This is a genomic window from Streptomyces hilarionis (assembly GCF_024539675.1).
In the GTDB taxonomy this organism is placed as follows: Bacteria; Actinomycetota; Actinomycetes; order Streptomycetales; family Streptomycetaceae; genus Streptomyces; species Streptomyces hilarionis.
Genome location: NZ_JAHHIT010000033.1, coordinates 1 through 26,946, shown reverse-complemented (window position 1 = coordinate 26,946; position 26,946 = coordinate 1). Strand labels below are relative to the sequence as shown.

Annotated in this window: 18 protein-coding genes; 13 read left to right on the top strand and 5 right to left on the bottom strand. The window is 74.2% G+C overall.

All coding sequences use genetic code 11. From position 1 onward, the window contains the following. Positions 1 to 98 precede the first annotated feature (98 nt). A complete protein-coding gene (locus tag KMS84_RS05005; protein WP_256914798.1) occupies positions 99 to 1,490 on the bottom strand; it encodes an MFS transporter in 1,392 nt (463 codons plus the stop codon). A 211-nt stretch (positions 1,491 to 1,701) separates the two neighbouring features. Between KMS84_RS05005 and KMS84_RS05000 the strand changes: the two genes are divergently transcribed. Then, the gene (locus tag KMS84_RS05000) at positions 1,702 to 2,355 is read left to right on the top strand and encodes a class I SAM-dependent methyltransferase (protein ID WP_256914797.1); all 654 of its coding nucleotides are present in this window, start codon (positions 1,702 to 1,704) and stop codon (positions 2,353 to 2,355) included. 87 nt (positions 2,356 to 2,442) lie between these two features. Here KMS84_RS05000 and KMS84_RS04995 read toward each other — a convergent pair whose 3' ends face one another. Both KMS84_RS04995 and KMS84_RS04990 read right to left on the bottom strand, forming a co-directional pair. Continuing rightward, positions 2,443 to 3,150, bottom strand: a complete 708-nt coding sequence (locus tag KMS84_RS04995; RefSeq protein WP_256914796.1) for a response regulator — start codon at positions 3,148 to 3,150, stop codon at positions 2,443 to 2,445. Positions 3,151 to 3,271: 121 nt separating this feature from the next. After that, on the bottom strand, positions 3,272 to 5,002 hold the full coding sequence (locus tag KMS84_RS04990) for a SulP family inorganic anion transporter (RefSeq protein WP_256914795.1): 1,731 nt from the start codon (positions 5,000 to 5,002) through the stop codon (positions 3,272 to 3,274). 353 nt (positions 5,003 to 5,355) lie between these two features. On the opposite strand from KMS84_RS04990, the gene KMS84_RS04985 reads away from it, so the two are divergent. From KMS84_RS04985 to KMS84_RS04965, 5 genes are all read left to right on the top strand, one after another. Next, positions 5,356 to 6,261 carry a universal stress protein gene (locus KMS84_RS04985; RefSeq protein WP_256914794.1) on the top strand — a complete coding sequence of 302 codons (906 nt, stop codon included), beginning with the start codon at positions 5,356 to 5,358 and terminating at the stop codon, positions 6,259 to 6,261. A gap of 70 nt (positions 6,262 to 6,331) precedes the next feature. Next, positions 6,332 to 7,354, top strand: a complete 1,023-nt coding sequence (locus KMS84_RS04980) for a zinc-dependent alcohol dehydrogenase (protein ID WP_256914793.1) — start codon at positions 6,332 to 6,334, stop codon at positions 7,352 to 7,354. 5 nt (positions 7,355 to 7,359) lie between these two features. Then, the gene (locus tag KMS84_RS04975; RefSeq protein WP_256914792.1) at positions 7,360 to 8,232 is read left to right on the top strand and encodes a universal stress protein; all 873 of its coding nucleotides are present in this window, start codon (positions 7,360 to 7,362) and stop codon (positions 8,230 to 8,232) included. A 74-nt stretch (positions 8,233 to 8,306) separates the two neighbouring features. Next, the gene (locus KMS84_RS04970; protein ID WP_256914791.1) at positions 8,307 to 10,691 is read left to right on the top strand and encodes a phosphoketolase family protein; all 2,385 of its coding nucleotides are present in this window, start codon (positions 8,307 to 8,309) and stop codon (positions 10,689 to 10,691) included. Positions 10,692 to 11,058: 367 nt separating this feature from the next. After that, a complete protein-coding gene (locus tag KMS84_RS04965) occupies positions 11,059 to 11,931 on the top strand; it encodes a universal stress protein (protein WP_256914790.1) in 873 nt (290 codons plus the stop codon). A gap of 102 nt (positions 11,932 to 12,033) precedes the next feature. On the opposite strand, the gene KMS84_RS04960 is transcribed toward KMS84_RS04965, so the two are convergent. Then, positions 12,034 to 13,065, bottom strand: coding sequence for an Acg family FMN-binding oxidoreductase (locus KMS84_RS04960; RefSeq protein ID WP_256914800.1), 1,032 nt, complete (start codon positions 13,063 to 13,065; stop codon positions 12,034 to 12,036). Positions 13,066 to 13,351: 286 nt separating this feature from the next. Between KMS84_RS04960 and KMS84_RS04955 the strand changes: the two genes are divergently transcribed. The 6 genes from KMS84_RS04955 to KMS84_RS04930 all read left to right on the top strand — a co-directional run bounded on the left by KMS84_RS04955 (position 13,352) and on the right by KMS84_RS04930 (position 23,141). Next, positions 13,352 to 14,635, top strand: a complete 1,284-nt coding sequence (locus KMS84_RS04955) for an alpha/beta hydrolase family protein (protein ID WP_256914789.1) — start codon at positions 13,352 to 13,354, stop codon at positions 14,633 to 14,635. Positions 14,636 to 14,959: 324 nt separating this feature from the next. Beyond that, on the top strand, positions 14,960 to 15,523 hold the full coding sequence (locus tag KMS84_RS04950; RefSeq protein ID WP_256914788.1) for a hemerythrin domain-containing protein: 564 nt from the start codon (positions 14,960 to 14,962) through the stop codon (positions 15,521 to 15,523). Positions 15,524 to 16,206: 683 nt separating this feature from the next. Further along, positions 16,207 to 18,339, top strand: coding sequence for a SpoIIE family protein phosphatase (locus tag KMS84_RS04945; protein ID WP_438818900.1), 2,133 nt, complete (start codon positions 16,207 to 16,209; stop codon positions 18,337 to 18,339). 95 nt (positions 18,340 to 18,434) lie between these two features. Continuing rightward, positions 18,435 to 19,061: a class I SAM-dependent methyltransferase gene (locus KMS84_RS04940; RefSeq protein WP_256914787.1), complete on the top strand. Its 627-nt coding sequence runs from the start codon at positions 18,435 to 18,437 to the stop codon at positions 19,059 to 19,061. 169 nt (positions 19,062 to 19,230) lie between these two features. Then, entirely contained in the window at positions 19,231 to 21,387 is a 2,157-nt protein-coding gene (locus KMS84_RS04935) for a glycoside hydrolase family 36 protein (protein ID WP_256914786.1), read from the top strand. Between the two features lie 569 nt (positions 21,388 to 21,956). Continuing rightward, positions 21,957 to 23,141: a beta-ketoacyl-[acyl-carrier-protein] synthase family protein gene (locus KMS84_RS04930; protein WP_256914785.1), complete on the top strand. Its 1,185-nt coding sequence runs from the start codon at positions 21,957 to 21,959 to the stop codon at positions 23,139 to 23,141. A 12-nt stretch (positions 23,142 to 23,153) separates the two neighbouring features. Here KMS84_RS04930 and KMS84_RS04925 read toward each other — a convergent pair whose 3' ends face one another. Next, positions 23,154 to 25,316 (bottom strand): ATP-binding SpoIIE family protein phosphatase, encoded by a 2,163-nt coding sequence (locus KMS84_RS04925; RefSeq protein ID WP_256914784.1) that lies wholly within the window; start codon positions 25,314 to 25,316, stop codon positions 23,154 to 23,156. Positions 25,317 to 25,680: 364 nt separating this feature from the next. On the opposite strand from KMS84_RS04925, the gene KMS84_RS04920 reads away from it, so the two are divergent. Next, a partial coding sequence (locus KMS84_RS04920; protein WP_256914783.1) for a non-reducing end alpha-L-arabinofuranosidase family hydrolase occupies positions 25,681 to 26,946 on the top strand: 1,266 nt, incomplete at its 3' end.

The window sequence follows — 26,946 nt, the reverse complement described above, 5'->3', positions numbered from 1 at the left end:
GGGCCGGGGGAGCGGGGCCGGGAGGGGAGCGGAGCCGTACGGCGGCGGCCCGCCGGACAGGCCGCCGGACGGTCCGCCGGACAGGCCGCCGGACGGGATCAGACGGCTCGCGCGTCCGCGGCGGGAGCCTGCTCGGGCTCGCGGTCCGTGGTGGTGGCGTCGACGTCGGCCAGGTCGCGGTGCCGGGTCTCCTTGGCGACTCCCACGGCGACGACCGTCAACAGCGCCGCCGCGATCACGTACAGGGCGATCGGGGTGGAGCTGTCGTAGTCGGCGAGCAGCGCCGTGGCGATCAGCGGAGCCGGGGCGCCCGCCGCGACCGAGGCGAACTGGGCGCCGATGGAAGCGCCGGAGTAGCGCATCCTGGTCGCGAACATCTCGGAGAAGAACGCGGCCTGCGGCGCGTACATCGCCCCGTGCAGGACGAGGCCGACGGTCACGGCCAGCACCAGGCCGCCGAAGTCTCCGGTGTCGACGAGCGAGAAGAAGGGGAACATCCAGAGCCCGACGCCGACCGCCCCGACCAGGTACACGGGCCGCCGCCCGATGCGGTCGGACAGCGCCCCCCAGGCGGGGATCACCGCGAAGTGCACGGCCGACGCGACGAGCACGGCGTTGAGCGCGGTCTGCTTGGAGACGCCGGCCGAGGTGGTCGCGTACACGAGGATGAACGCGGTGATGACGTAGTAGGAGATGTTCTCGGCCATGCGCGCGCCCATCGCCACCAGCACGTCACGCCAGTGGTGGCGCAGCACGGACACCAGCGGGAGCTGCTCGGCGTCCGCCGTCGGCGCCGCTCTGCGGGCCTCCGCCCGCGCCAACGCCTGCCGGAAGACGGGCGATTCGTCGACGGACAGCCGGATCCACAGGCCGACGACCACGAGCACACCGGAGAGCAGGAACGGGATCCGCCAGCCCCAGGAGGCGAACGCGGCGTCCGAGAGCAGGGCGGTCAGCAGCGAGAGCACGCCGGTGGCGAGCAACTGCCCCGCGGGCGCGCCGGTCTGGGGCCAGGAGGCCCAGAACCCGCGCCGCCGGGCGTCACCGTGCTCGGACACCAGCAGAACGGCGCCGCCCCACTCGCCGCCGAGCGCGAAGCCCTGGATCAGCCGCAGCGTGGTCAGCAGCACGGGCGCGGCGGCCCCGACGGTCGCATGCGTGGGCAGCAGCCCGATGGCGAACGTCGCCCCGCCCATCAGCAGCAGGCTCAGCACCAGCAGTTTCTTGCGCCCGAGCCGGTCCCCGTAGTGCCCGAAGACGAGCGCCCCGAGCGGCCGGGCGGCGAACCCGACGGCATAGGTCAGGAAGGACAGCAGCGTGCCGACGAGCGGGTCGGAGTCCGGGAAGAACAGCTTGTTGAAGACGAGAGCGGCGGCGGATCCGTAGAGGAAGAAGTCGTACCACTCGACGGTGGTGCCGATCAGGGACGCGGCGACGATGCGCTTGAGGTCGGCGGGGGGCGAAGGGGGAGCGGTCGTTGCGGAGGCCATGTGCGCCACTTCCTCGTGTGCGGTGGGGACGGGCAGGTATCCGCACACGGTAGGAACGTGCAGGTCAGAGGCACATGTGGTGGGGCAACATAGTTCCGGGGCCGGCCATGCGTGCGGCCACCATGAGTTGGCCGTTCTGGCCGACTACGAACATCCTCGGGACCGGACACCCCGGCGTGGCCTGTCGGTTGTGCGGTCTAGGGTCGGTCGCATGGCTGAGCCCTCGTATCTGAGTGCCGTCCGTGCGTCGTACGACACGGTCGCCGTCGAGTACGTCGCACGCGTCCCGCCCCCGGACGCGATGGATCCGCTGTCACGGGCGATGCTTGCGGCGTTCGCCGAACTCGTGCGGGCGGCCGCACCGAGGCCGGTGGCGGACCTGGGATGCGGTCCCGGCCGGGTGACGGCGTATCTGGCCGGGCTGGGGGTGGCCGCCTTCGGGGTCGACCTGTCGCCGAAGATGATCGAGCTGGCCCGGCACGCCTATCCGGACCTGCGGTTCACCGTGGGCTCGATGACCGCGCCGGGGACGGGGGACGACGCGCTCGGCGGCATCCTGGCCTGGTACTCGACCCACCACACGCCCCCACGGTGCCTGCCGGCGATGTTCGCCGAGTTCCACCGCACGCTGGCGCCGGGGGGCCACCTGCTCTGGGGGGACTATGTCGGCGACGCGCATCTGCGGCCGACCCGGGGGTACGGCCGTCCGGTGTCCTACGAGTCGTATCTCCTGCCTCTGGACCGCACGGCCGGCCTGCTGGAGCAGGCCGGACTCGTCGTCACGGCGAGGCTGGAGCAGGAGCCCGGCGGAATGGCGAGGCGACCCCACGGCTGTCTGTTGGCCCGCAAGCCGGAGCAGCCCTGACGGGGCCCGTTCTCGTCGGGGCGGGCTCTCGTCCGCGGCCGCCGCGGCCCCCGCCGCCCCCGCCGGCACGTGCCGGGGCCGGGCGCGTCACCCGTGCCGGTGTTCGCCCGACTCCGGTTGCTCCAGGTGGGAGGCGAGGACCGCGGCCTGGACCCTGCGCTGCACGCCGAGCTTGGCCAGCAGCCGGGAGATGTGGTTCTTCACGGTCTTCTCGGACAGGTACAGCTTCTTGCCGATCTCACGGTTGGTCAGGCCTTCGCCGATCAGCGCCAGGATGTCCCTCTCGCGCGGTGACAGGCTCGCCAGCTCGGACGGCACGGCCGGACTGCCGGTGTCGGCGGGGTCGGCCCGCAGCGAGCGCATCAGGCGGGCCGTGGTCGCGGGGTCGAGCATCGACTGGCCCGAGGCGACGGTGCGCACCGCCGAGACGAGGTCGGAGCCCTTGATCTGCTTCAGGACATAGCCCGAGGCGCCGGCCATGATCGCGTCGAGGAGGGCCTCCTCGTCGTCGAACGAGGTCAGCATCAGGCAGGCGAGCTCCGGCATCTGGCTGCGCAGCTCCCGGCAGACCGAGATGCCGTCGCCGTCGGGCAGCCGCACGTCGAGGACCGCGACGTCGGGGCGGAGCGCGGGGCCCCGGACGAGCGCCTGGTCGACGGTGCCCGCGTCGCCGATCACCGAGATGTCCGGCTCGGCGTCGAGAAGGTCGACCAGGCCGCGGCGGACGACCTCGTGGTCGTCCAGCAGGAACACCCGGATCGGGTTCTGTTCCGTGAACGTGCGTGGCTCCGGCATCGCGTCCCCTTGCTTCCCCTGGGCTGGACAGGCCGCGGACCTGTCCCTCACGTCGATCATCACGCGCCCCGTCCTCCTGCGCCAGGGCCGAACGGCCCAACCCCGCCGGACCGCGCACGCCTCAGGGGCCGGGGCCGCCGCTCGGCTGCCGGTCCAGCCACGCCCGGTACGAGGTCACGGCCGTCGGGAGGGTCGGGAAGATCAGCTCCGCGCCCACCGAGTCGGTCAGGCCGTACGCCGCCAGATCGGCCCACAGGTCCCTCTTCACCCGGGCGAGGGCGAACACGACGCCGCGGTGGGCGAGTTCGCGGCGCAGGTCGTCGAGCGCGTCCAGGGCGGTGATGTCCACCTCCACGTTGGCCTCGGCATTGAGGAGGAACCAGCGCACCGGATCGCTCTGCTCGTCCACGGCGGCCAGCGCTCGGCGTCGGAAGTCCTCCGCGTTGGCGAAGAACAGCGGCGAGTCGTAGCGGTAGATCAGCAGGCCCGGGATCGTACGGGCCGTGGGGTAGTCGTCGACGTCGTGCATGCCGGCCAGCCCGGGGACGATCCCCTCGACCGCGTCGTGCGGACGGGCGACCCGGGTGAGCAGTTCGGCCACCGACAGGCCGACGGCGACGATCACTCCGTACAGGATGTCCAGGGCCAGCACCCCGGCGAGGCAGCCGAGCGCGAGGAGCAGCTCCCGGCGGCGGAACGACGCCAGTCGCCGGAAGCCCGCGAGGTCGATCATCCGGACCGCGGCGTAGACGACCAGGGCGCCGAGCGCCGCGGACGGAGTGCGCGCCAGCAAAGGGCTGAGGAAGAGCAGCACGCCGAGGACGACCCCGCCCGCGACCAGGGAGTACGCCTGGCTGCGGGCGCCCGCCGAGGAGGCCAGGGCGGTGCGGCTGGCACTGCTGCTGACCGGGAACCCGTGCAGCACCCCCGCGCCGAGATTGGCCGCGCCCAGGGCGAGGAACTCCTGGTCGGCGTCGAGGCCGGGGCCTTCGTCGTCGTGGCCGGAGAAGGCCCGCGCGGTCAGGATGAAGTCGGTGTAGGCCACCAGGAGCACACCCAGGGCGGGCAGCACCAGACGCGGCAGTTCGCCCAGGTCCGGCAGCGCGGGATGCGGCAGCCCGGCCGGGATGTCGCCGATCACCTTGAGTCCGTACCGGGCGTCGAGGTCGAAGGCCACGACGGCCGCCGTGCCGAGGACGACCGCCGCCAGGGGACCGGGCACACCCCGGACGTAGCGGGCCAGGACGAACAGGAACACGAGGGTCGCCGCGGAGAACAGGACGGTGGGGAGGTCCGCATCCCTCGCACGGGTGACGAAGGACCACAACTGCGGGAAGAACTCGGAGCCGGTCGTCGGCACCCCGGTGAGCTTCAGCAGCTGGTCCACCATCATGATGAGCGCCACCCCCGCCAGGTAGCCGATCAGCACCGGGCGCGACAGCAGGTCGGCGAGGAAGCCCAGGCGCACCGCCCGGGCGATCAGGCACAGTGCGCCGACCGTGACCGCCAGGGCCGCCGCGAGTGCGGCGTAGCGCCCGGGGTCCGCGGCGGCGAGCGGCGCGACCACGGTGGCCGTCATGAGCGCGGTGGTGGACTCGGGGCCGACCGACAGCAGGCGGGAGGAACCGAACACGGCGTACAGCGCGAGCGCCGGAAGGATCGCCCACAGGCCGGCCGCCGGGGGCAGCCCCGCCACGCCCGCGTAGGCCATGACCTGGGGTACCAGGTAGGCGGCCACGGTGACCCCGGCCAGCAGGTCGCCCGTGAGCCACGTGCGCCGGTAGCCGAGCAGGGCGGCCAGCCCGGGAGCCAGTCGGCGCCACGGGATCCTCCCGGTCGAACCCTTGGACATCTGCCCCCCTTCGTCGTCCGCCCCATGATCCACGGCCGTGGGGAGAGGGGCGAGACCTCCGGCCCGTTCCGGCGCGTCGACGGACTCGGTCGAGCCCAACGGCCCTCCCGTCAGGGGCCGTTCGGCCCCCGGGGCGCGGACCTTCGGCATCCGGCGCCGACACCGCGTCGAGGACGAGGGTGGGTCCCGTCGGCGAGGACCCGACTGCCCTCGAAGGCGCCGGGCCGGTCCGGGGCCGGGCAAGGGGCAGGGCCGGGGACGGTCGGCCCGGGTCCGGGACCAGTGGCCCCTGCCCGCGGAACCGTCCGAGGACGACCCTGGAATCGGATCCCTCACCCCAGGAGGTGGAGATCATGCTCCGCACCGTCACCGCGGGTCTCGACGGCTCGCGGGAGAGCCGTGCCGCCGCGGAATGGGCGGCCCGGGAAGCCGGGCTGCGCGGACTGCCGTTGGAGATCGTGCACGTCCGCAAGCCCGTGCCGCAGCCCGGGGCCCAGCCGCCGCTTCTCGGCGCGGAGACCCGGCAGCAGTGGAGCGAGCAGACCGCCCGGGAGGCCGCGGAGGGGCTCCGGCTGCGCCACCCGGGCGTCGAGGTGCACATCGGGCAGGTGTCCGGCGACCCGGCCGACGCGCTGGCCGAGGCGGCCGGGAACGCCGAAATGCTGGTCCTCGGCTCGCGCGGCCTCGGCGGACTGCGCGGGTTCGTGGTCGGCTCGGTCGGTCTGTCCGTCATCGCGCACGCGGACCGGCCCGTGGTGCTGGTGCGGGCGCTGGAGGTGGCCGCCGACGAGCACGAACCGGACCCGGCCGGCGTTCCCTCCGCCGCGACGCCCTTCCTGCCCGTGGTCCTCGGGCTGGACGTCGAGCACCCGGACGGCACGCTGATCGACTTCGCCTTCGACGCGGCAAGGCGCCGCGGCACGCCCCTGCGCATCGTCCACGGCTGGAACACCCCGCCGTACCACGCCTACGGCACGCCCGCCGACCCCGCGCTGCACGAGGCACTGGCCGACGCCCACGCCGAGGCCCTGGCCGACGCGGTGCGGCCCTGGCGGCACAAGCACGCGGACGTGGAGGTCGTCGAGGCGTCCCGTCACGGCAGCGCGGCCGTCCATGTCGTGGACGCGGCCCGCACGGCCTCCCTCGTGGTCGTGGGCCGGCGTGTCCGCGACGGCCGCCCGGGGGCCCACATCGGTCACGTCACGCACGCCGTCCTGCACCACAGCGCCGCCCCCGTCGCCGTCGTCCCCCATCGCTGAGCCGCCCCGGGCCGCCCGCGATCACCCCACCACCTCGGACCACCCCCGAGCACGCGAGGAGAAGGTAACCATGAAAGCAGCGGTCGTTCGGGCGTTCGGCGAGCCCCTGGTCATCGAGGAGCGCCCCGACCCGCAGCCCGGTCCCGGCGAGGTCCGTGTCCGGGTGGAGGCCTCGGGGCTGTGCCACACCGACATCCACGCGGCGCACGGCGACTGGCCGGTCAGGCCGGACCCCCCGTTCGTCCCGGGCCACGAGGGCGTCGGCCTGGTCGAGGCGCTCGGCGAGGGCGTGACCCACCTGACCGTCGGGCAGCGGGTCGCCGTGCCCTGGCTCGGCTGGGCGTGCGGGCGGTGCGAGCACTGCCTGTCCGGCTGGGAGACGCTGTGCGAGCAGCAGATCAACACCGGCTACGGCTGCGACGGCGGACACGCCGAGAAGATGCTCGCCCGGGCCGACTTCGCGCAGCCGGTGCCCGACGGCGTCACCGCCCTGGAAGCCGCCCCCCTGACCTGCGCCGGCGTCACGACCTACAAGGCGGTGAAGGTCGCGGACGTCCGGCCCGCCCAGCTGGTCGCGATCTCCGGCATCGGCGGGCTCGGCCATCTGGCCCTCCAGTACGCGAAGATCGCCGGTGCGACCGTGGCCGCGATCGACGTCACCGACGACAAGCTCCGGCTGGCCGAGGAGCTCGGCGCGGACATGGTCATCGACGCCCGGAAGGAGGACGTCGGCGCGGTGCTGAAGCGGCACGGCGGCGCCCACGCCGCCATCGCGCTCGCGGTGAACGACGCGGCCTTCGAGGCCGTCAACGCCGGGCTGCGGCGCGGCGGCAGGCTCGTCATGGTGGCTCTGCCCGCGCACGGCACGGTCCGCGTGCCGGTCTTCGACACCGTCCTGAACGGCACCTCGTTGATCGGCTCCATCGTGGGCACCCGCCAGGACCTCGCCGAGGTCTTCCGGCTGCACGCCGCGGGCCGCACCGAGGTCGTCCACGAGGCCCGCCCGCTCGACGCCGTCAACGAGTGCATGGACGAGGTGCTGCGCGGCGAGGTCAAGGCGCGCATCGTGTTCGACATGGACACGGGACGGTGAGGATCATGGACCTGCCGGTCGTCGTGGGCGTGGACGGCTCGGAGCCGAGCCTGCGGGCCGTCGACTGGGCGGCCGACGAAGCCGCGCTGCGCGGCGCTCCCCTACGGCTGGTGTACGCCTCCCTCTGGGAGCGCTACGAGGGCCAGTCCCTCGCGGACGACCTCGCAAAGCCCTCCGAGCAGGTGCGGGCCGAGGACGTCGTGCGGGTGGCGGCGGAGCGTGCCCGGCTGCGGCAGGACGGCGTCCGGATCTCCACCGGCGTGCTGCCGGAGGAGCCCGGGTTCGCGCTCGTGCGGGAGGGACAGGGCGCCTGCGCCCTGGTGCTGGGCACCCGCGGCCGCAGCGGGCTGGCGGAGGTGCTGCTCGGCTCGGTGAGCCTGACCGTCGCCGCTCGCGCCGACTGCCCGGTGATCGTGGTGCGTCCCGGCAGCGACAACCAGGTCCGTGCGGGTGCGCACGGGCGCCTTGTCGTGGGCGTCGGCGAGCACGGGGCGCACTCCAAGGCCCTGAGCTTCGCCGTCGAGGAGGCGAGGCTGCGCGGTGCGAGCCTGGACGCCGTACGTGCCTGGCGGTGCCCCGCGCACGAGAGCACCGACCACCCCCTGCTCGCCGGCGAGCCCGCGCGGCTGCACGAACGACTCGCCGCCGAGGTCCTGGACAGGGCGTTGAAGGAGACGCCCCCGGACGTGGACCTGCGCCGGCGGACGGCCGAGGGCCCGGCCCGCAGGGTCCTGCTGAACGCCTCGCACGAGGCCGACCTGCTCGTGGTCGGCGCCCGCCGCGACCGGGGACGCCTGGGGCTCCAGCTGGGGCGCGTGGCCCACGCGGTGCTGCACCACGGCGCGTGCGCCGTCGCCGTCGTGCCCGAGCCGGCGTGAGCACCGCCCCCTGCGACGCCGTTCCCCCGCGAGACCGCCCGACGACCCGATGCCGACGACACCCGGAGCCCACCATGTCCACGGTCCGACACCAGGACGCCACCGCACTGACCGACGACGAACTGCGCACCCTGGACGCCCACTGGCGTGCCGCGAACTACCTGGCCGTCGGTCAGATCTACCTGATGGAGAACCCGCTGCTCCGCGAGCCGTTGCGGCCGGAACACGTCAAGCCGAGGCTGCTGGGGCACTGGGGGACCTCGCCGGGGCTGAACCTGGTGTACACCCACCTCAACCGCGTCATCCGCGCCCGGGGCCTGGACGCGCTGTGCATCTGGGGGCCCGGCCACGGCGGGCCCGCGGTCGTGGCCAATTCCTGGCTGGAGGGCTCCTACACCGAGACCTACCCGGACGTCACCCGGGACGCGGCCGGCATGGCCCGGCTGTTCCGGCAGTTCTCCTTCCCCGGGGGCGTGCCCAGCCACGTCGCCCCGGAGACGCCCGGCTCCGTCCACGAGGGCGGCGAGCTCGGGTACTCCCTCTCCCACGCCTACGGCGCGGCCTTCGACAACCCGGACCTGCTGGTCGCCTGTGTGATCGGCGACGGCGAGGCGGAGACCGGTCCGCTGGCCGCGGCCTGGCACTCCGACAAGTTCCTCGACCCGGTCCACGACGGCGCGGTCCTGCCGATCCTGCACCTCAACGGCTACAAGATCGCCAACCCGACCGTGCTGGCCCGGCTCCCGGAGTCCGAACTCGACGAGCTGCTGCGCGGCTACGGCCACGAGCCGATCCACGTCACCGGCGACGACCCGGCCCAGGTGCACCGGGCCATGGCGGCGGCGATGGACGACGCCCTGGACCGCATCGCCGTGATGCAGCGGACCGCACGCGAGGACGGCGTCACCGAGCGGGTCCACTGGCCCGTGATCGTGCTGCGCACGCCCAAGGGCTGGACCGGGCCCGCCGAGGTGGACGGCCTACCCGTGGAGGGCACCTGGCGCGCGCACCAGGTGCCCCTGGCCGGGGTCAGGGACAACCCCGAGCACCTGCGCCTGCTGGAGACGTGGCTGCGCTCGTACCGTCCCGAGGAGCTCTTCGGCCCCGACGGCCGTCCCGTCCCCGACGTCCTCGCCCGCGTCCCCGAGGGCGCCAAGCGGCTCGGCGCGACCCCGCACGCCAACGGCGGACTGCTCCTGCGGGACCTGCCGATCCCGCCGCTCGACGAGTTCGCCGTCCCCGTCGACAAGCCGGGCGCCACCCTGCACGAGCCCACCAGGGTGCTCGGCGACCTCCTCGCCCGGGTGATGAGGGACACCGGGGAGCGCCGCGACTTCCGCCTGGTGGGCCCGGACGAGACCGCCTCCAACCGGCTCCAGGCCGTCCTGGACGTCAGCGGGAAGGCGTGGCAGGCCGCGCACCTCCCGGTCGACGAACACCTCGAACACCACGGCCGGGTGATGGAGATCCTCTCCGAGCACACCTGCCAGGGCTGGCTGGAGGGATACCTGCTGACCGGACGGCATGGACTGTTCTCCTGCTACGAGGCGTTCGTCCACATCGTCGACTCGATGGTCAACCAGCACATCAAGTGGCTCAAGACATCGAGGCAGTTGAGCTGGCGCGCGCCCGTCGCCTCCCTCAACTACCTGCTCACCTCGCACGTCTGGCGTCAGGACCACAACGGCTTCTCCCACCAGGACCCCGGCTTCGTCGACCACGTCCTCAACAAGAGCCCGGAGGTGGTGCGCGTCTATCTGCCGCCGGACGCCAACACGCTGCTGTCGGTGGCCGACCACGTCCTGCGCAGCCGGGACCACGTCAACGTCGTCGTGGCCGGAAAGCAGCCCTGCTTCGACTGGCTGACCATGGACCAGGCCCGGGCGCACTGCGCCCGGGGAGCCGGCGTGTGGGAGTGGGCGGGCACCGACGACGGAGCCCGCGAACCCGACGTGGTCCTGGCCTGCGCGGGCGACGTGCCCACCCAGGAAGTGCTCGCCGCCGCCCAGCTGCTGCGCCGGCACCTGCCGGAGGTCGCCGTCCGGGTCGTCAACGTCGTCGACATCGCCCGGCTCATGCCCGCCGCCGAACACCCGCACGGCATGAGCGACTTCGAGTACGACGGCCTGTTCACCGCCGACAAGCCGGTGATCTTCGCCTACCACGGCTACCCCTGGCTGATCCACCGCCTGTCCTACCGCCGCACCGGCCACCGCAACCTGCACGTACGCGGCTACAAGGAGATCGGCACCACCACCACGCCGTTCGACATGGTCGTGCGCAACGACCTCGACCGCTACCGCCTCGTCATGGACGTCATCGACCGCGTCCCCGGCCTCGCCGGGCGGGCCGCCGCCGTACGCCAGCGGATGGAGGACGTCCGGCTGCGCCACCACGACTGGATCCGCGCCCACGGCACCGACCTGCCCGAGGTCGCCGACTGGAACTGGAACGACTGACCGCCGCACCGCCGTCGTCGGGGCGCCCGAGCCGTGGCCCGTGGCCGTGGCCCATCAGCGGCTCGACGACGACGGCTGCGCGGCCCCGCGCGGCACACCCGGGCGCCGGCAGACCGGGACCGCAGGCCCGGTGTGCGGGGCCGAAGGCGCCCGGAACCGCTGTCCGCCCCCCGGTTCCGCATGCGGTGGGGAGGCGATGGAGTGATTCTCGAAGGAGGGAAGCAGCGTGTCGGGCACGGCGGCGGCTTCCGCAACGGCGGGTCCGCCGTCGGACCCGCGCACCGTGGGGCTCGTACGCCCTCGCCCGTCGTCGTACGCCCTTGCCCGCCGTCGTACCCCGCTTCGCAACGAGACGGAGGCCGCCGCCATGGAACCGGTCGTCACCGTGGGCCTCGATGGCTCACCCGAGAGCCTCGCCGCCGCCCGGTGGGCCGCCGACGAAGCCGACAGACGCAGACTCACGCTGCGTCTGCTGCACGCCTGGCCCCTGCTGTCCCCGGAGCCCGCGCACGCCTCGTCCGAGGTCGACCAGAACTACTGGGCGAAGCGCCTCGTGCACACCGCGCGGGCCGAGGCGCAGGCCCGTCACCCGGGCCTGACCGTCGTCGGGACGCTCGTGGCCGACGACGCGCACGCCGCTCTGCTCAAGGCGGCGGCGGAGTCGGAGATGACCGTGCTGGGCTCGCACGGGATGGGATCCGTCGAGAGCTACTTCATGGGCGAGGTCAGCATGCCGGTGGTGGCTCACGCCCAGTGTCCCGTGGTGCTCGTGCGCGCGGGGAGGAAGCGGGACGGGGGAGCGCAGGCCGGGCCGGCGGGTCCGGTGGTCGTGGCCCTCAAGCTGAACGGATCCTGCGACGGCCTGCTCGACTTCGCGTTCCATTCCGCGGCGGCCAGGGACGTCGCGCTGGTCGTCGCGCACGGACGGAGCGTGCCGCTCCACGCGCGGGTGCCCTGGGGCGTGGACCACCAGGTGACCGAGGAGATGACGCGGGACGCGCAGCACGCGCTGGACGAGCTGCTGCGTCCCTGGCGTGAGAAGTACCCGCAGGTGGAAGTGGTGGAGAGCATCCGGCTCGTGAGCGCCGCCAAGGCGGGCGTCCAGGCCTCCGCGGACGCGGGGCTGCTGGTCGTGGGCCGACGTGGGCCCCGGCACGGTGAGACGCCCCACCTCGGACCGGTCGCCCATGCGGCCATCCACCACGGGCGCTGCCCCGTGGCCGTCGTCCCGCACGACTGAGCCCGACCGCCGAGAGCGACGGCCGCGGGGCGCGGAGGCGTCCGGGACCCCCACGGGACGGCCCGGGAGCCGTCGCGCCCCCGAGCAGGACGGGCGGCCCGGTCAGACGATGTCGAGCACCTCGTCCACGGGACGGCGCGGGGTGCCGGGGCCGGCGGGCCCGTATCCGAGCCGGAGCACCATCTGGACGAAGCCCATGGCCGACTGCGGGTCGCGCACGGCCCACCGCAGCTCCGGCCATTCGAGGGCCTGGGACGTGAGGGACGTGGCCAGCCCGTCGAGGGTGGCCCGCAGGAGGACGCGTTCCATCGCCTGACCCGCCAGGAGCCAGTCCCTGGGCCGGTCGCCCGCGGTGCCCAGCAGGGCGAGCTGCGGAGCGTTCTCGAACACGGCGGCCCCGCGGCCGGGCACACCGCCGCGGCCGGCGAAGTCGCGCACGGGCGCCCTCCCATACAGCCTGCGGGGCCCGAAGGCGTAGTCCGGCACCCCGTCGCTCGCCGATTGCGCGGTCCCCGGGCCCGTCCGGGTCCACCGCCTCAGCTCCTCGGACGCCGCGGTGTCCGAGGCGTCGCGTCCCTCGGCGTCGCGCACGAGGTCCAGCAGCATGTGCACATGCCACACGTCGGGGAACACCAGCCGCACTCCCTCCAGGAGCGCGGCGGCTCCGAGGTCGTCCTTGACGGCCCGGGGGATCGCCTCGTCGGTGAACGGCTGACGGCTGGTGTGGCGGCGGCGGATCGCCGGGTACAGCGCGGCGAGATCGTCCTCGACCCCGGCCCCCGGGCGGGCCGCTCCGATGAGCCGCACCGTCGCGAGCAGGCACGGCCGCGCCGGGTCGGGCAGCAGTTCGGTGCGGACCGCCCAGCCGGCGTGGGCGGCGGCGACACGCAGGTTGAACAGGGCGGCGGCGCAGCCCAGATGGAGCCCGCGGGTGGCGGGATCGGCCCGCGGCATGGCGCGCTCCAGGTCCGAGTGCACCTGGATCGCGTTCTCGGCGCGCAGGAACCGGAACCTCCACGGCTGTGCGTTGTGCATGGACGGAGCCGCTATGGCGTCCTCGACCCACGCGGTCACGGTCGTCGCCCCGAGCGTGCTCACGGAGACCGGACCGGGGTCATGGCCGTACCCGGACATCGTCGTCACCCACTTCCTCGCGGTCGCCGGGCGCGGGCCGTGTGGGCGTCGTCCCGGTGTGCCGCTTTCACCCTCGTCCAAGGCCGTGCGCAGGTCTTGGGCCGAAGGGCCCGGTCCTGCCGGCATTGGTCCCGGGTCCGGGGAGGCGGCACGGTGGTTGTCCGCCCTTCGGCGGTATGGCTGTCCCCAGGGGTGAACCGCCCGGTAGCACGATGGCTCACGGGGAGGCCTGTTGCGAGAGTCGTCGTGTCCGCACGCCGCAGCGTCGCATCCGAAGGAACCTCCCATGCGCAGCTCTCGTCTCGTCGCCGCTTGTCTGGCCGGTGTCGTCGTCTCCGGTCTCGCCGTCTCGACGGCGGTCCCGGCTGCGGCCCGGCCCGCCTCGCACGGGAGGCCGCAGGAGGCGTCGCGCCCGTCGGCTTCAGTTGCCGCCGCGAAGGCTCGGACGCTCACGCTTCCCGCGCCGCGCGGCCGCTACGCGACGGGAGAGTCGGCCTTCCGGCTCGTCGACCACGGGCGCGCGGACCCGTGGACGCCGGGCCGGACCTACCGCGAGCTGATGATCAGTGTCTTCTACCCGGCGGCGCACACCGGCGGCCGGCCGTTCACGAAGCAACTGCCGGCGGCGGTGGCCGCTGCGGTCGGTCCGGCGGTCGAGGAGGGCGCCGAGCTGCCCACCGGCCTGGTCGACTGGGCCGCGACCCGGACGCATTCGGTGAGGGACGCGGCGACGGCGCCGGGCCGCTTCCCGGTCGTCCTGTACTCGCCCGGCGCGGGGGACTCGCGGGACTGGAACGTGTCGCTGGTCGAGGACCTCGCCTCGCGCGGCTACGTGGTGGTCGCCGTCGACCACACGGGGGAGGTGCCGGCGGTGCAGTTCCCGGACGGTCACGTGGTCGGCAACGGCCCGCTGACGGCGGCCTGGGCCGAGGCGCACCGCGACGGCACGACGCTGCCGTTCTTCACGAAACTGATGGACGCGCGCCTGGCCGACACCAGGCTGGTGCTCGACCGGCTGACGAGCCTGCCGGACCGGCTGACCGCCGGCATGGACCTGCACCGGATCGGCATGTTCGGCCACTCCGCCGGCGGGTTCACGACCGCGAACACGATGTACGGCGATCCCCGGGTCAGGGCCGGCGTCGACCTGGACGGCACCCTCGCGTACTCCTCCGAGCCCGACGGCAGCAACCTGAGCGAGGTCGCCCTGCACGGACTGGACCGGCCGTTCCTGCTGATGGGCAACAGCTCCGCGCAGTACGGCAGCGACGTGCGCCGCGAGCCGTCGTGGGCGTCCTTCTGGCAGCACCAGCGCGGCTGGAAGGCCGACGTCACGCTGCACGACTCCGCGCACGCGTCCTTCACCGACGCCGAGGCCCTGCTGCGTCAGCTGACCGGCCGGGTGCCGGAGGCGACGCTGGCCGCCGCGGTCGGGTCGGTCGACCCGCACCGGGCGGTGGCGGCGAACCGGGCTCTGGTCGCCTCGTTCTTCGACCGCTTCCTGAAGGGCCGCGACGACCACCTGCTGGACGGCGGTCCGTCGGCGTACCCGATCACCTTCGTCCGGTAGCCGACCGTCCGGGAGGCCCCGGCCCGGGCCTCCCGGACGCCCCGGGCCCCTGCCGGCTCGCGGCGGCCTGCGACGGCCCAGGACGGACGGCCGCCGACGTCGGCTGTCCGCGATGCCCCGATGCCCCGATGCCCCGACGCCCGCCACTGCGCCGGACGCCCCCGCCGTGGGCCGCGGCCCGTCCCCCGCCGGAGTGAAGTGTCCGACCGGCGTGAGGCCGCTTACGCCCGCGTGGCAGGTATCGGAGCTGGGGGGCCGCGTGGGCGAAGGGCCGGACGAAGCCGGTCGCCCGGCGGCCCCGGAGCGTCGAGGAGTGGAGAACGCATGGGACACGGCGGCAACGTCATCCAGGAACTGACCGCGGACCACAGGGAGGTGGACGAGCTCTTCGCCCAGATCGAGGCGCTGCCCGAGGCCGACCCGAGGCGGCGCGAACTGGCGGATCGGCTCACCATGGAGCTGGTCCGGCACTCGGTGGCCGAGGAGGAGCACCTTTACCCGACGGTGCGCCGGTACGTCGACGGGGGAGACGACCTCGCCGACAAGGAGCTCGCCGACCACGCGGAGGTCGAGCAGATGCTCAAGGAGCTCGAGGGCTGCGAACCGGGGGACGGCCGTTTCGACTCGCTGATCCTGCGGCTCAAGAGCTCTGTCACGGCCCATGTCGGCGACGAGGAGAACCAGCTGTTCCCGATGCTCGCCGACTCCTGCTCCGCCGACGCGTTGGACAAGCTCGGGGAGAAGGTGCGCTCGGCCAAGCGGCACGCTCCCACGCGCCCGCACCCGTCCGCACCGGACACCCCGCCCGCGAACAAGCTCCTCGCCCCCGGCACCGGCATGGTCGACCGCGTGCGCGACATGCTCACCGGGCGCGGAAAGCAGGGCTGACCGGCGCGGGCCGACCGGCACCGGCAGACACCGGCAGGCACCGGCCGGCACCCGAGGATGCGCCAGGCGCCGGCAGGTCCGGCGGGCCCGGCGGGCCCGGCAGGTCCGGTGAACCCGGCAAGACTGCCCGACGGGCCCGACGGGCGCGACCAGCGCCACCCGCACCACCGGCGCCACCCGCACCACCGGCGCGATCCGCACCACCGGCACGACCGGCGGAGACCGGCGGCCGGGAGGACGAACGGGCCCCGCAGACCGCGCCGACGACCCGACGGCCGGGGAACGTCGTCGGCACCCCGTCGGCGCCCCGTCCGCACCCGTGTGACATCGCCGTCCGGTGCGCATATTGTCCGCATATGGGAGTCGCTCGGCGTGGTCGGCGCACGACCCCGCGCAGGGGCCCCGGCCCGGGCCGCGGGGGCGGGCCGCGCCCTGCCGCGCCGTGGGCGCCGGTCCCGGCGGCAGGAGCGGTACGACGGGCGGCGCCCACCGCGCGGCACGGGAACGGCGCCCGGGCGCGCACGGGCGCGGGACCGACCATCGGCGCCGGCCCCGTAATCGGCGCCCCGGCCGGGTGGCGCCGCCGCGGAGGCCCGCGACCGGCACTGCCCCGCACCCACGGGGGAGCCCCTTGAGGAAGCCGCGGACGAACCCGCGGACGATCCGCGGAGGAGGGTGAGAAGGTGTCCGACGCCGCGTCCGCCGACCCCGCCGACCCGGCCGTGGGTCTCGGCCGCGAGGCGATGGAGTCGCTCGCGCTCGACTTCGCGGGCGAGAGCGGCGCCAGCGTCGTCGCGGTCTACCTGCTCGCGCCGGACGAACCCGTGTTGCAGCTGGCGCTGCTCAGCGGCGTGTCCTGGCGGATCGCCGTCCCCTGGGCGCGGGTGACGCTGGACAAGTCCGCGCCGGTCGCCGACGCCGTCCGGGAACGCCGCCTGGTGTGGATCGGCAGCGAGGAGGAACGCGCGCGCTGCTACCCCAGGATGGCGCTCGTCCTGCCCCACCCCTTCGCCCTGGCCGCCGCCCCGATCACGACGGGACCGGTCGTGTGGGGCGGACTCGTGCTGCACTGGCCCGCCTCGCACCCGCCCGACCTGAGCCCGCGCGAGCGCGACGCGGTCCGCAACGTCTGCGACGGCCTGGGCCTCATCCTGCGGCAGGCCGCCGAGAGCGGGCACCGGCTGCGGGCCGGGACCCAGCCGCGGGTCCTGACCCCGAGACCGGTCCGCACCGCCGCGGACGCGGAGGCGCAGGCCGCGGTCGGCTTCGCCGAGCGCCTTCCCGACGGCTGCTGCGCCCTGGACGTGGACGGACGGATCACGTTCGTCACCACCGCCGCGGCCGGCCTCCTCGGCGTCGGCGTCCGTGAGCTGCTGGGAGCACGGCCCTGGGAGGCGCTGCCCTGGCTGGACACCCCCGTCGCCGAGGACCGCTACCGGTCCGCGGCGCTCAGCCGCGAGCCGACGTCCTTCACGGCCCGCCGTCCCCCGGACCACTGGCTGACCTTCCACCTGTACCCGGACGCCACCGGCATCAGCGTGCGCGTCGTCCCCGCCGGACCGTCGCACTCGGCGGATCCTCCACGGCTGGTCCACCCGGCGCCGCCCGCCGAACCGGGCCGGGCCACCGCCCTGTACGCGCTGACGCACCTGGCCGTCGCCCTCACCGAGGCCGTGGGCGTGTCCGACGTCGTCGACCGGGTGGCCGACCAGGTCCTCGCCGCGTTCGACGCCCGCGCGCTCGTCCTGATGACCGTGCAGGACGGCCGGCTGCGGATCATCGGTCACCGCGGCTACAGCGCCGAGCTCATGGAGCGCTTCGACGCCAGGCCCCTGACCTCCGACACGCCGGCCGTCCATGTGCTGACCACGGGCATCCCGTCCTTCTTCACCGACTTCGACGAGCTGAAGCGGGCCCATCCCCCGGCCGTTCACCTGGACGGCATGGCCTCCTGGGCGTTCCTCCCGCTGATCACCACCGGCCGCCCAGTGGGCTCCATGGTGCTCGCCTACCACCGGCCGCACCGGTTCGCCCCGCAGGAGCGCTCGGTCCTGACCGCCCTGGCCGGACTGATCGCCCAGGCACTGGACCGCGCGCATCTCTACGACGCCGAGCACCACCTGGCCCGCGACCTCCAGGCCGGTCTGCTGCCCCACGCCCTGCCCCGCGTCCCGGGGCTGGAGGTGGCGGCCCGCTACCTCCCCACCGGGCACGGCACGGGCATCGGCGGCGACTTCTACGACTTCATCCGCCTCGACGACACCACCGCCGCCGCGGCCATCGGCGACGTGCAGGGCCATCACGTGCAGGCCGCCACGCTGATGGGACAGGTCCGCACCGCCGTGCACGCCACCGCGGGCGCACCTCCCGGCGAGGTCCTCGCCCGCACCAACCGGCTGCTGACCGACCTCGACCCCGGCCTGTTCACCAGTTGCACCTACGTCGCCCTCGACACCGCCCGCCACCGCGCCTGTCTGGCCACCGCGGGCCATCCGCCGCCCCTCCTGCGCCACCCGGACGGCCACGCCGAGGTCCTTTCGCTCACCCCCGGGCTCCTGCTCGGCATCGACCCCACGGCCGACTACCCCGCCACCGAGATCCCCCTGCCGCCCGGAGCCGTGCTCGCGCTGTACACCGACGGGCTCGTCGAAGCGCCCGGAGTCGACCTCGAGGACGCCATCCACAGCCTCGCCGACGCGCTCTCCCTGGCCGGCGCCGTGAGCATGGAGGACCTCGCCGACCACCTGATCGAGCACACCGGACCGTCGGCGTCGCACAGCGACGACATCGCCCTGCTCGTCATCCGCGCGCTGTAGACCGTGCGCGGGAGAACGCGTGGAGGCCGCCGCCTCGCCCTCGCCGTCACCTGTGACACCCTGACCTGATCCGACCACCGGAAGGCACGCACACCATGAGCAGCCGACGTGACCGCTGGGCCGAACTGACCGGCGGACAGGACGGGGAGGAGTACGCCCGGCGGTTCGCGCGGCTGGCCGAGGCGGGCCACGACGTCCACGGCGAAGCCGCCTTCTGCGACGCGCTGTCGGAGCCCGCCGCCCGGATCCTCGACGCCGGCTGCGGCACCGGGCGCGTGGCGATCCGGCTCGCCGAGCTGGGGCACCGCTGCACGGGCGTCGACCTCGACCGCTCCATGCTGGCCGTCGCCCGTCGGGAGGCTCCCGCCCTGGAATGGATCCACGGCGACCTGGCGCACCTGGACGCCCTGGGCCTCGACCCCGGGTTCGACCTGGTCCTCGCCGCCGGCAACGTCGTCCCGCTGCTGGCTCCCGGGACCGAGCCGGTCGTCGTGCGGCGCCTGGCGGCCCTGCTGCGCCCCGGCGGACTCCTCGTCAGCGGGATGGGACTGGACGCGGCGCACCTGCCGCTGCCGGAACCCACGGTGACGCTGACGGACTACGACCACTGGTGCGCCGAGGCCGGACTGACCCTGCGGCAGCGCTGCGCCACCTGGTCCGGCGACCCCTTCCACGAGGGCGGCGGGTACGCCGTCAGCGTCCACGTCCGGCCGGCCGCCTGAGGCCCTGCGGTCCCGCTCCGCGCGACCCGGCCACGGCCCCTCCGCCCCCTCGCCCGACGCGTCCGCCCGACGGCCCCTCCCGCGCCCGCCCGTTGTGTGACCGGTCACATCCGTGCGAGGGTGATGACCGGTCGGCCCACGACGTCAAAAGAGCGTGACGGGGGATGCGTTGAGCGCTGTCGCCGCAACAGCCGGGAGAACCCCTGTCTGGTCGCACCCGGAGCTCGGGCTGCACGTCCTGGTGGACCCCGCCGGTGCGGTCCGGCTGGGCGCGCCCGGACAGGACTGGACGAGTCTGGTTCCCCTCGTCGAGGTCACGGCCACCGGGCACGGACGCCTGTGGTCGGGCGAACGCTTCGTCGAGACCGCCATCGGCGACCGCATGGTCTACCGCGACCACGACACCGTCCTGTGCGACGACCGCGCCGTGACGACGATCCGGCTGACGGACCCGGTCTGCGGTCTGTCCGCCGAGGCGACGCTCCAGACGCGCGCGGGCGCCGGATTCCTGCGTGCGCGGGTGCGCCTGGTCAACGAGGGCGACGCGCCCGTGCGGCTGGAGAGCGTCAGCACCCTCACCCTCGGCGGCATCGCCGACGCCGGGGGCGGCCTCGACGGTCTGACCCTGCACTGGGCGGACAACGACTGGCTCGCCGAATGCCGTTGGCGGGCGGCCGCGCTGCGCGAGCACGTCGTCCCGCTGAGCAGGCGCGCGCACGGACACGAGGGGCGGGGCTGCTTCGAGCGCTCCTCGCAGGGCAGTTGGTCCACCGGCCGCCATCTGCCGGTCGGGGCGCTCACCGACCGGCGGGGGAGCGCCTGGCTCTGGCAGATCGAGTCCAGCGCGGGCTGGCGCTTCGAGACCGGCGAACGCGAGGGCGCCGCCTACGTCGCCCTGTTCGGCCCCGACGACGCCCACCACCAGTGGCGTCACCTCCTCGCGCCCGGCGAGGAGTTCTCCACCGTGCCCGCCGTCCTCGTCCGCACCGCCTCGGGCGGCCTGGACGCGGCCTTCGGCGAACTCACCGACTGCCGGCGGGCGATGCGCCGCGACCACCCCGACCACCGCACGCTCCCGGTGATCTACAACGACTACATGAACACCCTCATGGGCGACCCGACGACCGAGAAGCTGCTGCCTCTCGTCGAGGCGGCGGCAACGGCCGGAGCCGAGGTGTTCGTCGTCGACGCGGGCTGGTACGACGACGACGCCCAGGGCTGGTGGGACGCCGTCGGGGCCTGGGAGGCCGCCCCCGGCCGCTTCCCGGGCGGCATCCGGGAGGTCCTGGAAGCCATCGCGCGCCACGGCATGACCCCGGGGCTCTGGCTGGAGCCCGAAGTCGTCGGGGTGCGCAGCCCGCTGGCCCGCACCCTGCCGTCCGAGGCGTTCTTCCGGCGCGGCGGCCTGCGCGTCGCCGAGCACGGACGCCATCACCTGGACCTGCGCCACCCGGCCGCCCGCGCCCACCTCGACGGGGTCGTGGACCGGCTGGTCGGCGACTGGGGCGTCGGCTATCTCAAGCTGGACTACAACGTCAACATCGGCCCCGGCACGGAGAACGGCCCCGAGAGCGCGGGCGCCGGACTGCTCGGACACCACCGCGCCCACCTCGACTGGATGAGCGGCCTCCTCGACCGCCACCCCGGCCTGACCCTGGAGAACTGCGGGTCCGGCGGCCTGCGCATGGACTACGCGCAACTGTCCGTGGCCCAGATCCAGTCCACCAGCGACCAGCAGGACCTCCTGCGCTACCCGCCCATCGCCGCCGCGGCCTGCACCGCCGCCACGCCCGAGCAGGCGGCCGTGTGGGCCTACCCCCAGCCCCATCACACCCCGGACGAGATCGACTTCACCCTCACCGGGGCGCTGCTGAGCCGCGTCCATCTCTCCGGGTTCCTCGACCGCATGAGCCACGGCCGGCTGGAGGCCGTCCGCTCGGCGATCCGCGTGTACAAGGACATCCGGTCGCAGATCCCCCGCGCGCGCCCGTTCTGGCCGCTCGGTCTGCCGGGCTGGGGCGACGCCTGGATCGCCCACGGGCTCCGGGGCGAGCGTTCCACGTTCGTCACGCTCTGGCGACGGGAGACCGCGACCGGCCACGCCGACGCGGACGCGGCCCGGCGGACGTTCCCGGTTCCCCATCTGCGCGGCACGCGGCTCACCCCGGTGGTCCTGCACCCCGCCGCGAGCGACGCCGCCGTGCGGTGGGACGGGGAGGCGGGCGAGCTCACCGTCGTCCTGCCTCGCGGCGACACGGCCGTCCTCCTGCGCCTGGACGCCGCCGCGCCCACCGGCGGGTCGCGGGACCGGCCGTCGCCGCGATGACCGGGCGCGTAGGCCTCGGGCCGGACGGCCCGGAGGGCCGCGTACGTCGGCCCGGGCGCGCGGCCGACGGCACGGCCTTCGGGACCGGCACGGCGTCCGGGCCCGGGCGGCGTCCGGGACCCGCGCACACCACGCACACCGCGCGGGCAGGGCGACCGGGCACGCAGACCCCGCGTGCCTGACGACGTCCGAGCCTGACGACGTCCGAGGCTGACGGCCTCCCAGCCCGACGCCGTTCCTGCCCCACGGGCGCGTTCCCGAACCCGTGCGCGCCCGACGGCGCCCGAGTCCGTGGCCGAGGCCGCACGACCTGACGAGTCGTCAGAGAAGCTCTCGGTGAACCGCGCTGCCGGCCCCCGCCTCGACGGTGTGTGCGGTATCACCCCATTCGGAGCCGCCCAAGTTGTCTGTGTCACAGCGGAAATGTCCCTTTGGCGGCCATGCTCGACACGCGACACGGACAGCGGCTCCCGCACGCGGGGCCCGCCGGCATCGGCGGGCGTACCCGAAGCGGCCCATGACGCAGCCCTCGTGACGCTCTTCCTCCTTCCACCGGAAAGGTGCCCAGCATGGCCGCTTACCTCTGCCCCCCTGCCGTGATCCACGGTGAGCACGCCGTGCAGACCAGCGAGATCGTGGCGGAGGTGCGCGAGCGGCATCCGCATGCGGCGTGGGCGCCGCGCGTCGACGGCATCGCGGCCGGCACCGGCATCGAGACCCGGGGTTGGATGCTGCCGCTGGAGAGAGCCGTCGCGCCCGGCAGCGGCGGCGCCCTTCGGGCGGTCGGCCGCGGGCCCGCCCAAGAGGCGCTGGCCCGCGACGGGTTCGCCCAGCAGGACGTGGACCGTGTGATCGCCGCCCTCGAGGCGATACCGGCGCCGCAGACCGTCCAGGAACGCACCGCGCCGGCCTGGGAGGCCGTGCAGTCCTACGGGGAGCGTGCGGCGCGCGGGGCCCTGCAGATCGCCGGCCTGGACGCCACGGACGTCGACTGTCTGATCACCAGTCACTCCACCACCCCGGCCCTGCCGGGTCTGGACCTCGCGCTGTCCAACAGGCTCGGGCTCCGCGGCGACGCGATGCTGCTGCCGGCCACGCAGTGGGCGTGCGTCGCGGGGACCCGCTCGCTGGCCCTGGCGGCGGACCTCGTGGCCGCGGATCCCGACCGGGTGGTCCTGGTCGTGATCTCGGAGGCGCTGAGCACGACCTACCAGCCCGCCGACGACACCCTCGAGTCCCTGATCGTCCGGCTGCTGTTCGCGGACACCGCGGTCGCCGCGGTGGTCACCGGCCGCCGGCGGCGCGAGTCGGTGCTGCGGCTGGACGCCGCCTGGCACCACACCCTCCCCGGCACCCAGGACCTGCACCGCCTGGACACGCGGGCGGACGGCGCCCACTTCGTCATGGACCGGCGCGGGCCGCGCGCTGTGCAGGAGACGGTCACCGCGATGTGGGAGTGGCTGCGCCTGCGGTACCGGGACGACCCCGACTCCTGGCACCCCGACGTGCTGCTCGCGCACCCCGGCGGCACCCGCGTGCTGGAGTACATGGAGCAGACGATGCCCGACACCTGGCCCTCGGGTCTGCTGAGGCACAGCCGGGCCAGCTACACGAGCGGCAACCGCGGCGGCGCGGCCGTCTTCGACATCCTTCGCAGGGCGCACGACGCCGGGCAGAAGCCGGGCGACCGCGCCGTCCTGTACGCGGCGGCCCCCGGTCTCACCGCCACCGCGCTGGCGGGGGAGTGGCTGTGACCGTCACCCGCCTCATCCCGGGACCTCCGCCCACACCACCTTGCCGGTGTCCGTCCACCGCACGCCCCACCGGGTGGTCAGCCGGTGCACCACGTGCAGGCCGCGCCCGCCGTCGTCGAGGAGACCGCCCGCGCTCAGGCGCGGCCTGCCGTTGCCGGTGTCGCCCACCTCGCACAGCAGACCGTGGCCGGCCCGGATCAGCCGGACCGTCACGGGACCGGCGGCGAAGCGCACCGCGTTGGTGACCAGTTCGCTGACCAGCAGCGGCACGTCGTCCCGGGTGTCGGCCCTGGTGTGCCACTGCCGCAGCAGGGCCCTCACATGCGCGCGGGCGACGGACGGGGCGTCGGCGCGGGCGGGCAGCCGCCAGGTCGCGGTGTCGCCCTTGCGGTAGCCGATCATGCGCGCGAGCAGCAGCGTCACGTCGTCGCGCTGGCGTGCGGGCGCCAGGGTGGCGACGACATGCCGTGCGGCCTGTTGGAGGGCGTCCCAGGGATGCACCGCCGACACGACCTCCGCCAGCCTGCCGATGCCCTCGTCGATCGACAGGGCGGGATCCTCCACCAGACCGTCGGTGTAGAGGGCGAGCAGGGAGCCGGGGGGTGCGCCGAACGTGTGCACGTCGAACGGTTCCCGCAGCGCGAACTCGGTGCCCAGCCCGGGGTGCGGGCGCAGCGCGAGCGGACTGGCGGCGCCGTTGGGCAGCACCAGGACCGGGGGGAGGTGGCCGGCGCTGGAGAGCGTCACATGGTGGCCGACCGGGTCGTAGAGGGCGATGCAGCAGGTGGAGCCGAGGGCGCTGTAGCCGGCCGCCAGTCCGGACTCCGCGTCGTCCAGCAGGGTGACGGTCTCGTCCAGGTGCTCCAGCACCTCGTCGGGGGCCAGCCCCGCGGACAGCAGCGCGCGTGCCTCCATGCTCAGCTGGCCCATGGTCGCGGCCGCCCCCAGGCCGTGTCCGACGACGTCGCCCACCACGAGCGCGGTCCGGCCGTCCGGCAGCGGGAAGCTGTTCACCCAGTCGCCGCCGACGCCGGCGCTGTCGGGGGTGGCGGGCTGGTAGACGCTGGCGATGTCGATGGTGTGGCCGCCCGTCCGGGGCAGCAGCCGGCGTTGCAGCGCCAGCACCTGCGTGTGCTCGCGCTGGTGCTGACGTGCCAGGTCGACGTGGTGGGCGGTCCTGGCCACCAGCTCCTGGAGGTCGAACAGGTCGCTGTCGTGGAAGGGGCGGTCGGCCCGCCGCCAGACCTCCGCGACGCCCAGCACGACGGGCGGATCGCCGTCCAGGACCAGGGGGATGCAGGCCACGCTCGCGGACCGGTCGCCGGGCACCAGGGCGCGGATCACGCGCGGACTGCCGAGCAGCCGCTCGACCGACCCGCGGTCCGGCAGGACGATGGCCTGCGGGGCGTCGTCGCGCCGGACCGCCTGCGCCAGCAGACGGCTCGCGTCGTTCGGCAGGTCGCCGCCCGGCGTCACGTACCCCTCGGGCCACGCCCGATCCGGGACGAGGGCCGCCCGCCGCAGCCGGATGCGCCCCTGCGCCCGCTCGGTGACCCCCTCGCCCGTCCACACGGCGAAGTCGAGGTCCACGGCGGCCACGTCCCCCCAGGCCAGCAGGGACTCCGCCAGGGACTGCGCGGTCTCGCCGATGTCCAGGGAGGTGCCGATCGCGGTCTCGGCCGCGTACAGGTGCAGCCTCCGTGCCATGGCGATCAGGGAGACGGTCAGGCCCTCCTGCGGTGCGGCGGCGGGCAGGATGCTCATCGAGACCACCAGCTCCGATCCGTCGCCCCGCCGCAGGCGCTGGATCCGGGCCACGTGCGCCTCGCCGGTCTCCAGGACCTGCCGCAGGCGCCGGGTGACCGTCGGCACGTCCCCGGGCGGCAGCAGCTCGGCGAAGGGCCGGCCGGGCGCGGCGTCCAGGCCCGCGAACACGGCGGCGTCCAGATTGCTGCGGGCGACCCGCAGCTCCCGGTCCAGGTTGACCACGCCGAGGATCTGGTCCGCGCGGTCGGCATCCGGATCGTCGGACAGGGGCCGGGCGCCCGCCTGTCGCTCCCGCGCGTCGTCGGGACCGGCGGCCGCCGCCGATCCGCCGCCCGGGACGTAGCGCCCCAGGGCGCTGCTGACCAGTTCGAACGGCGACGAGGAGGGGGAGGAGTGCGTGGAGTCCATGCGGCTCTCTCGGCAGTCCCCGGCACGACGCCGGGGCTCGTGACTCGGACCCGTGCGTCGGGGCCCCGAGCTCCCTGAGCGCACACCTCATTGAATAACACGGGGGGTCGCACCGCCCACATCAGCGGACCGGCGCCCGGCGGACCGGCCTGTCCGGGTCCCGGCCTCCTGTAGGGAAACCCCGGGATCGTGCGAGGGGTATTGACGTCCTGCCAGGGATCTCTACGATCCAGCCTGGTCGACACTTCGATCCATGTTCGGAGTGTCGAACGCGCTGCAATGTGTCAGGGTCGCGCCAATTCCGGTGCGGAAGGCCTCCGACGGGGCCGGCCGCCACCGCTCACTCGAGGATGACGAGGTCCCCATGCACCGACGAAGCTCCGACCGCGGACGCCTGTCCGCGGTGCTCGCCGCCGCGCTCGCGGCCCTGGTCTCCCTGGCGGCCCTGCTCGTCGCCGGCCCCGCCCAGGCGGCGTCCAGCGGCGCCCTGCGCGGCGTCGGCTCCGGCCGATGTCTCGACGTGTCGGGCGCCGGTCAGGCGGACGGCACGAGCCTTCAGATCTACGACTGCTGGAGCGGGACCAACCAGCAGTGGACGTCGACGGACAGCGGCCGGCTGACCGTGTACGGCACCAAGTGCCTGGACGTCCCCGGCCACGCCACCACGGCCGGCACCCGGGTGCAGATCTGGTCCTGCACGGACGGGGCCAACCAGCAGTGGCGGGTGAACGCGGACGGCACGGTCGTCGGCGCGGAGTCCGGACTGTGCCTCGCGGTCACCGGCTCCGGCACGGCCAACGGCACGGCCGTGGAGATCGCGACCTGCAACGGCGGCAGCAACCAGAAGTGGACCGGCCTGTCCGGCACGACCCCGCCGGACGGCTCGTGCACCCTCCCGTCGACCTACCGCTGGACCTCGACGGGCGCGCTCGCGCAGCCCGCGAACGGGTGGACCTCGCTGAAGGACTTCACCACGGTGACCTACAACGGCAAGCACCTGGTCTACGGGACGAACTACTCGGGTTCGTCGTGGGGCTCGATGGCCTTCAAGCCGTTCGCGAACTGGTCGGACATGGCGTCGGCCGGCCAGACCGGCATGAGCCAGTCCACGGTCGCGCCCACGCTGTTCTACTTCGCGCCCAAGAACGTCTGGGTCCTGGCCTACCAGTGGGGCGCCTGGCCCTTCATCTACCGCACCTCCAGCGACCCCACCAACCCCAACGGCTGGTCCGCACCCCAGGCCCTCTTCACCGGCAGCATCCCCGGCGGCGCCCCGATCGACCAGACGCTGATCGCCGACGGGCAGAACATGTACCTGTTCTTCGCCGGCGACAACGGCAAGATCTACCGGGCGAGCATGCCGATCGGGAACTTCCCCGGCAACTTCGGCTCCTCCTACACCACCGTCATGAGCGACACCGTGAAGAACCTGTTCGAGGCGCCCCAGGTCTACAAGGTCCAGGGACAGAACCAGTACCTCATGATCGTCGAGGCGCGCGGAGCGAGCGAGCAGCGCTACTTCCGCTCCTTCACGGCCACCAGCCTCAGCGGCACCTGGACCCCGCAGGCCGCCACCGAGAGCAACCCCTTCGCCGGCAAGGCCAACAGCGGCGCCACCTGGACCAACGAC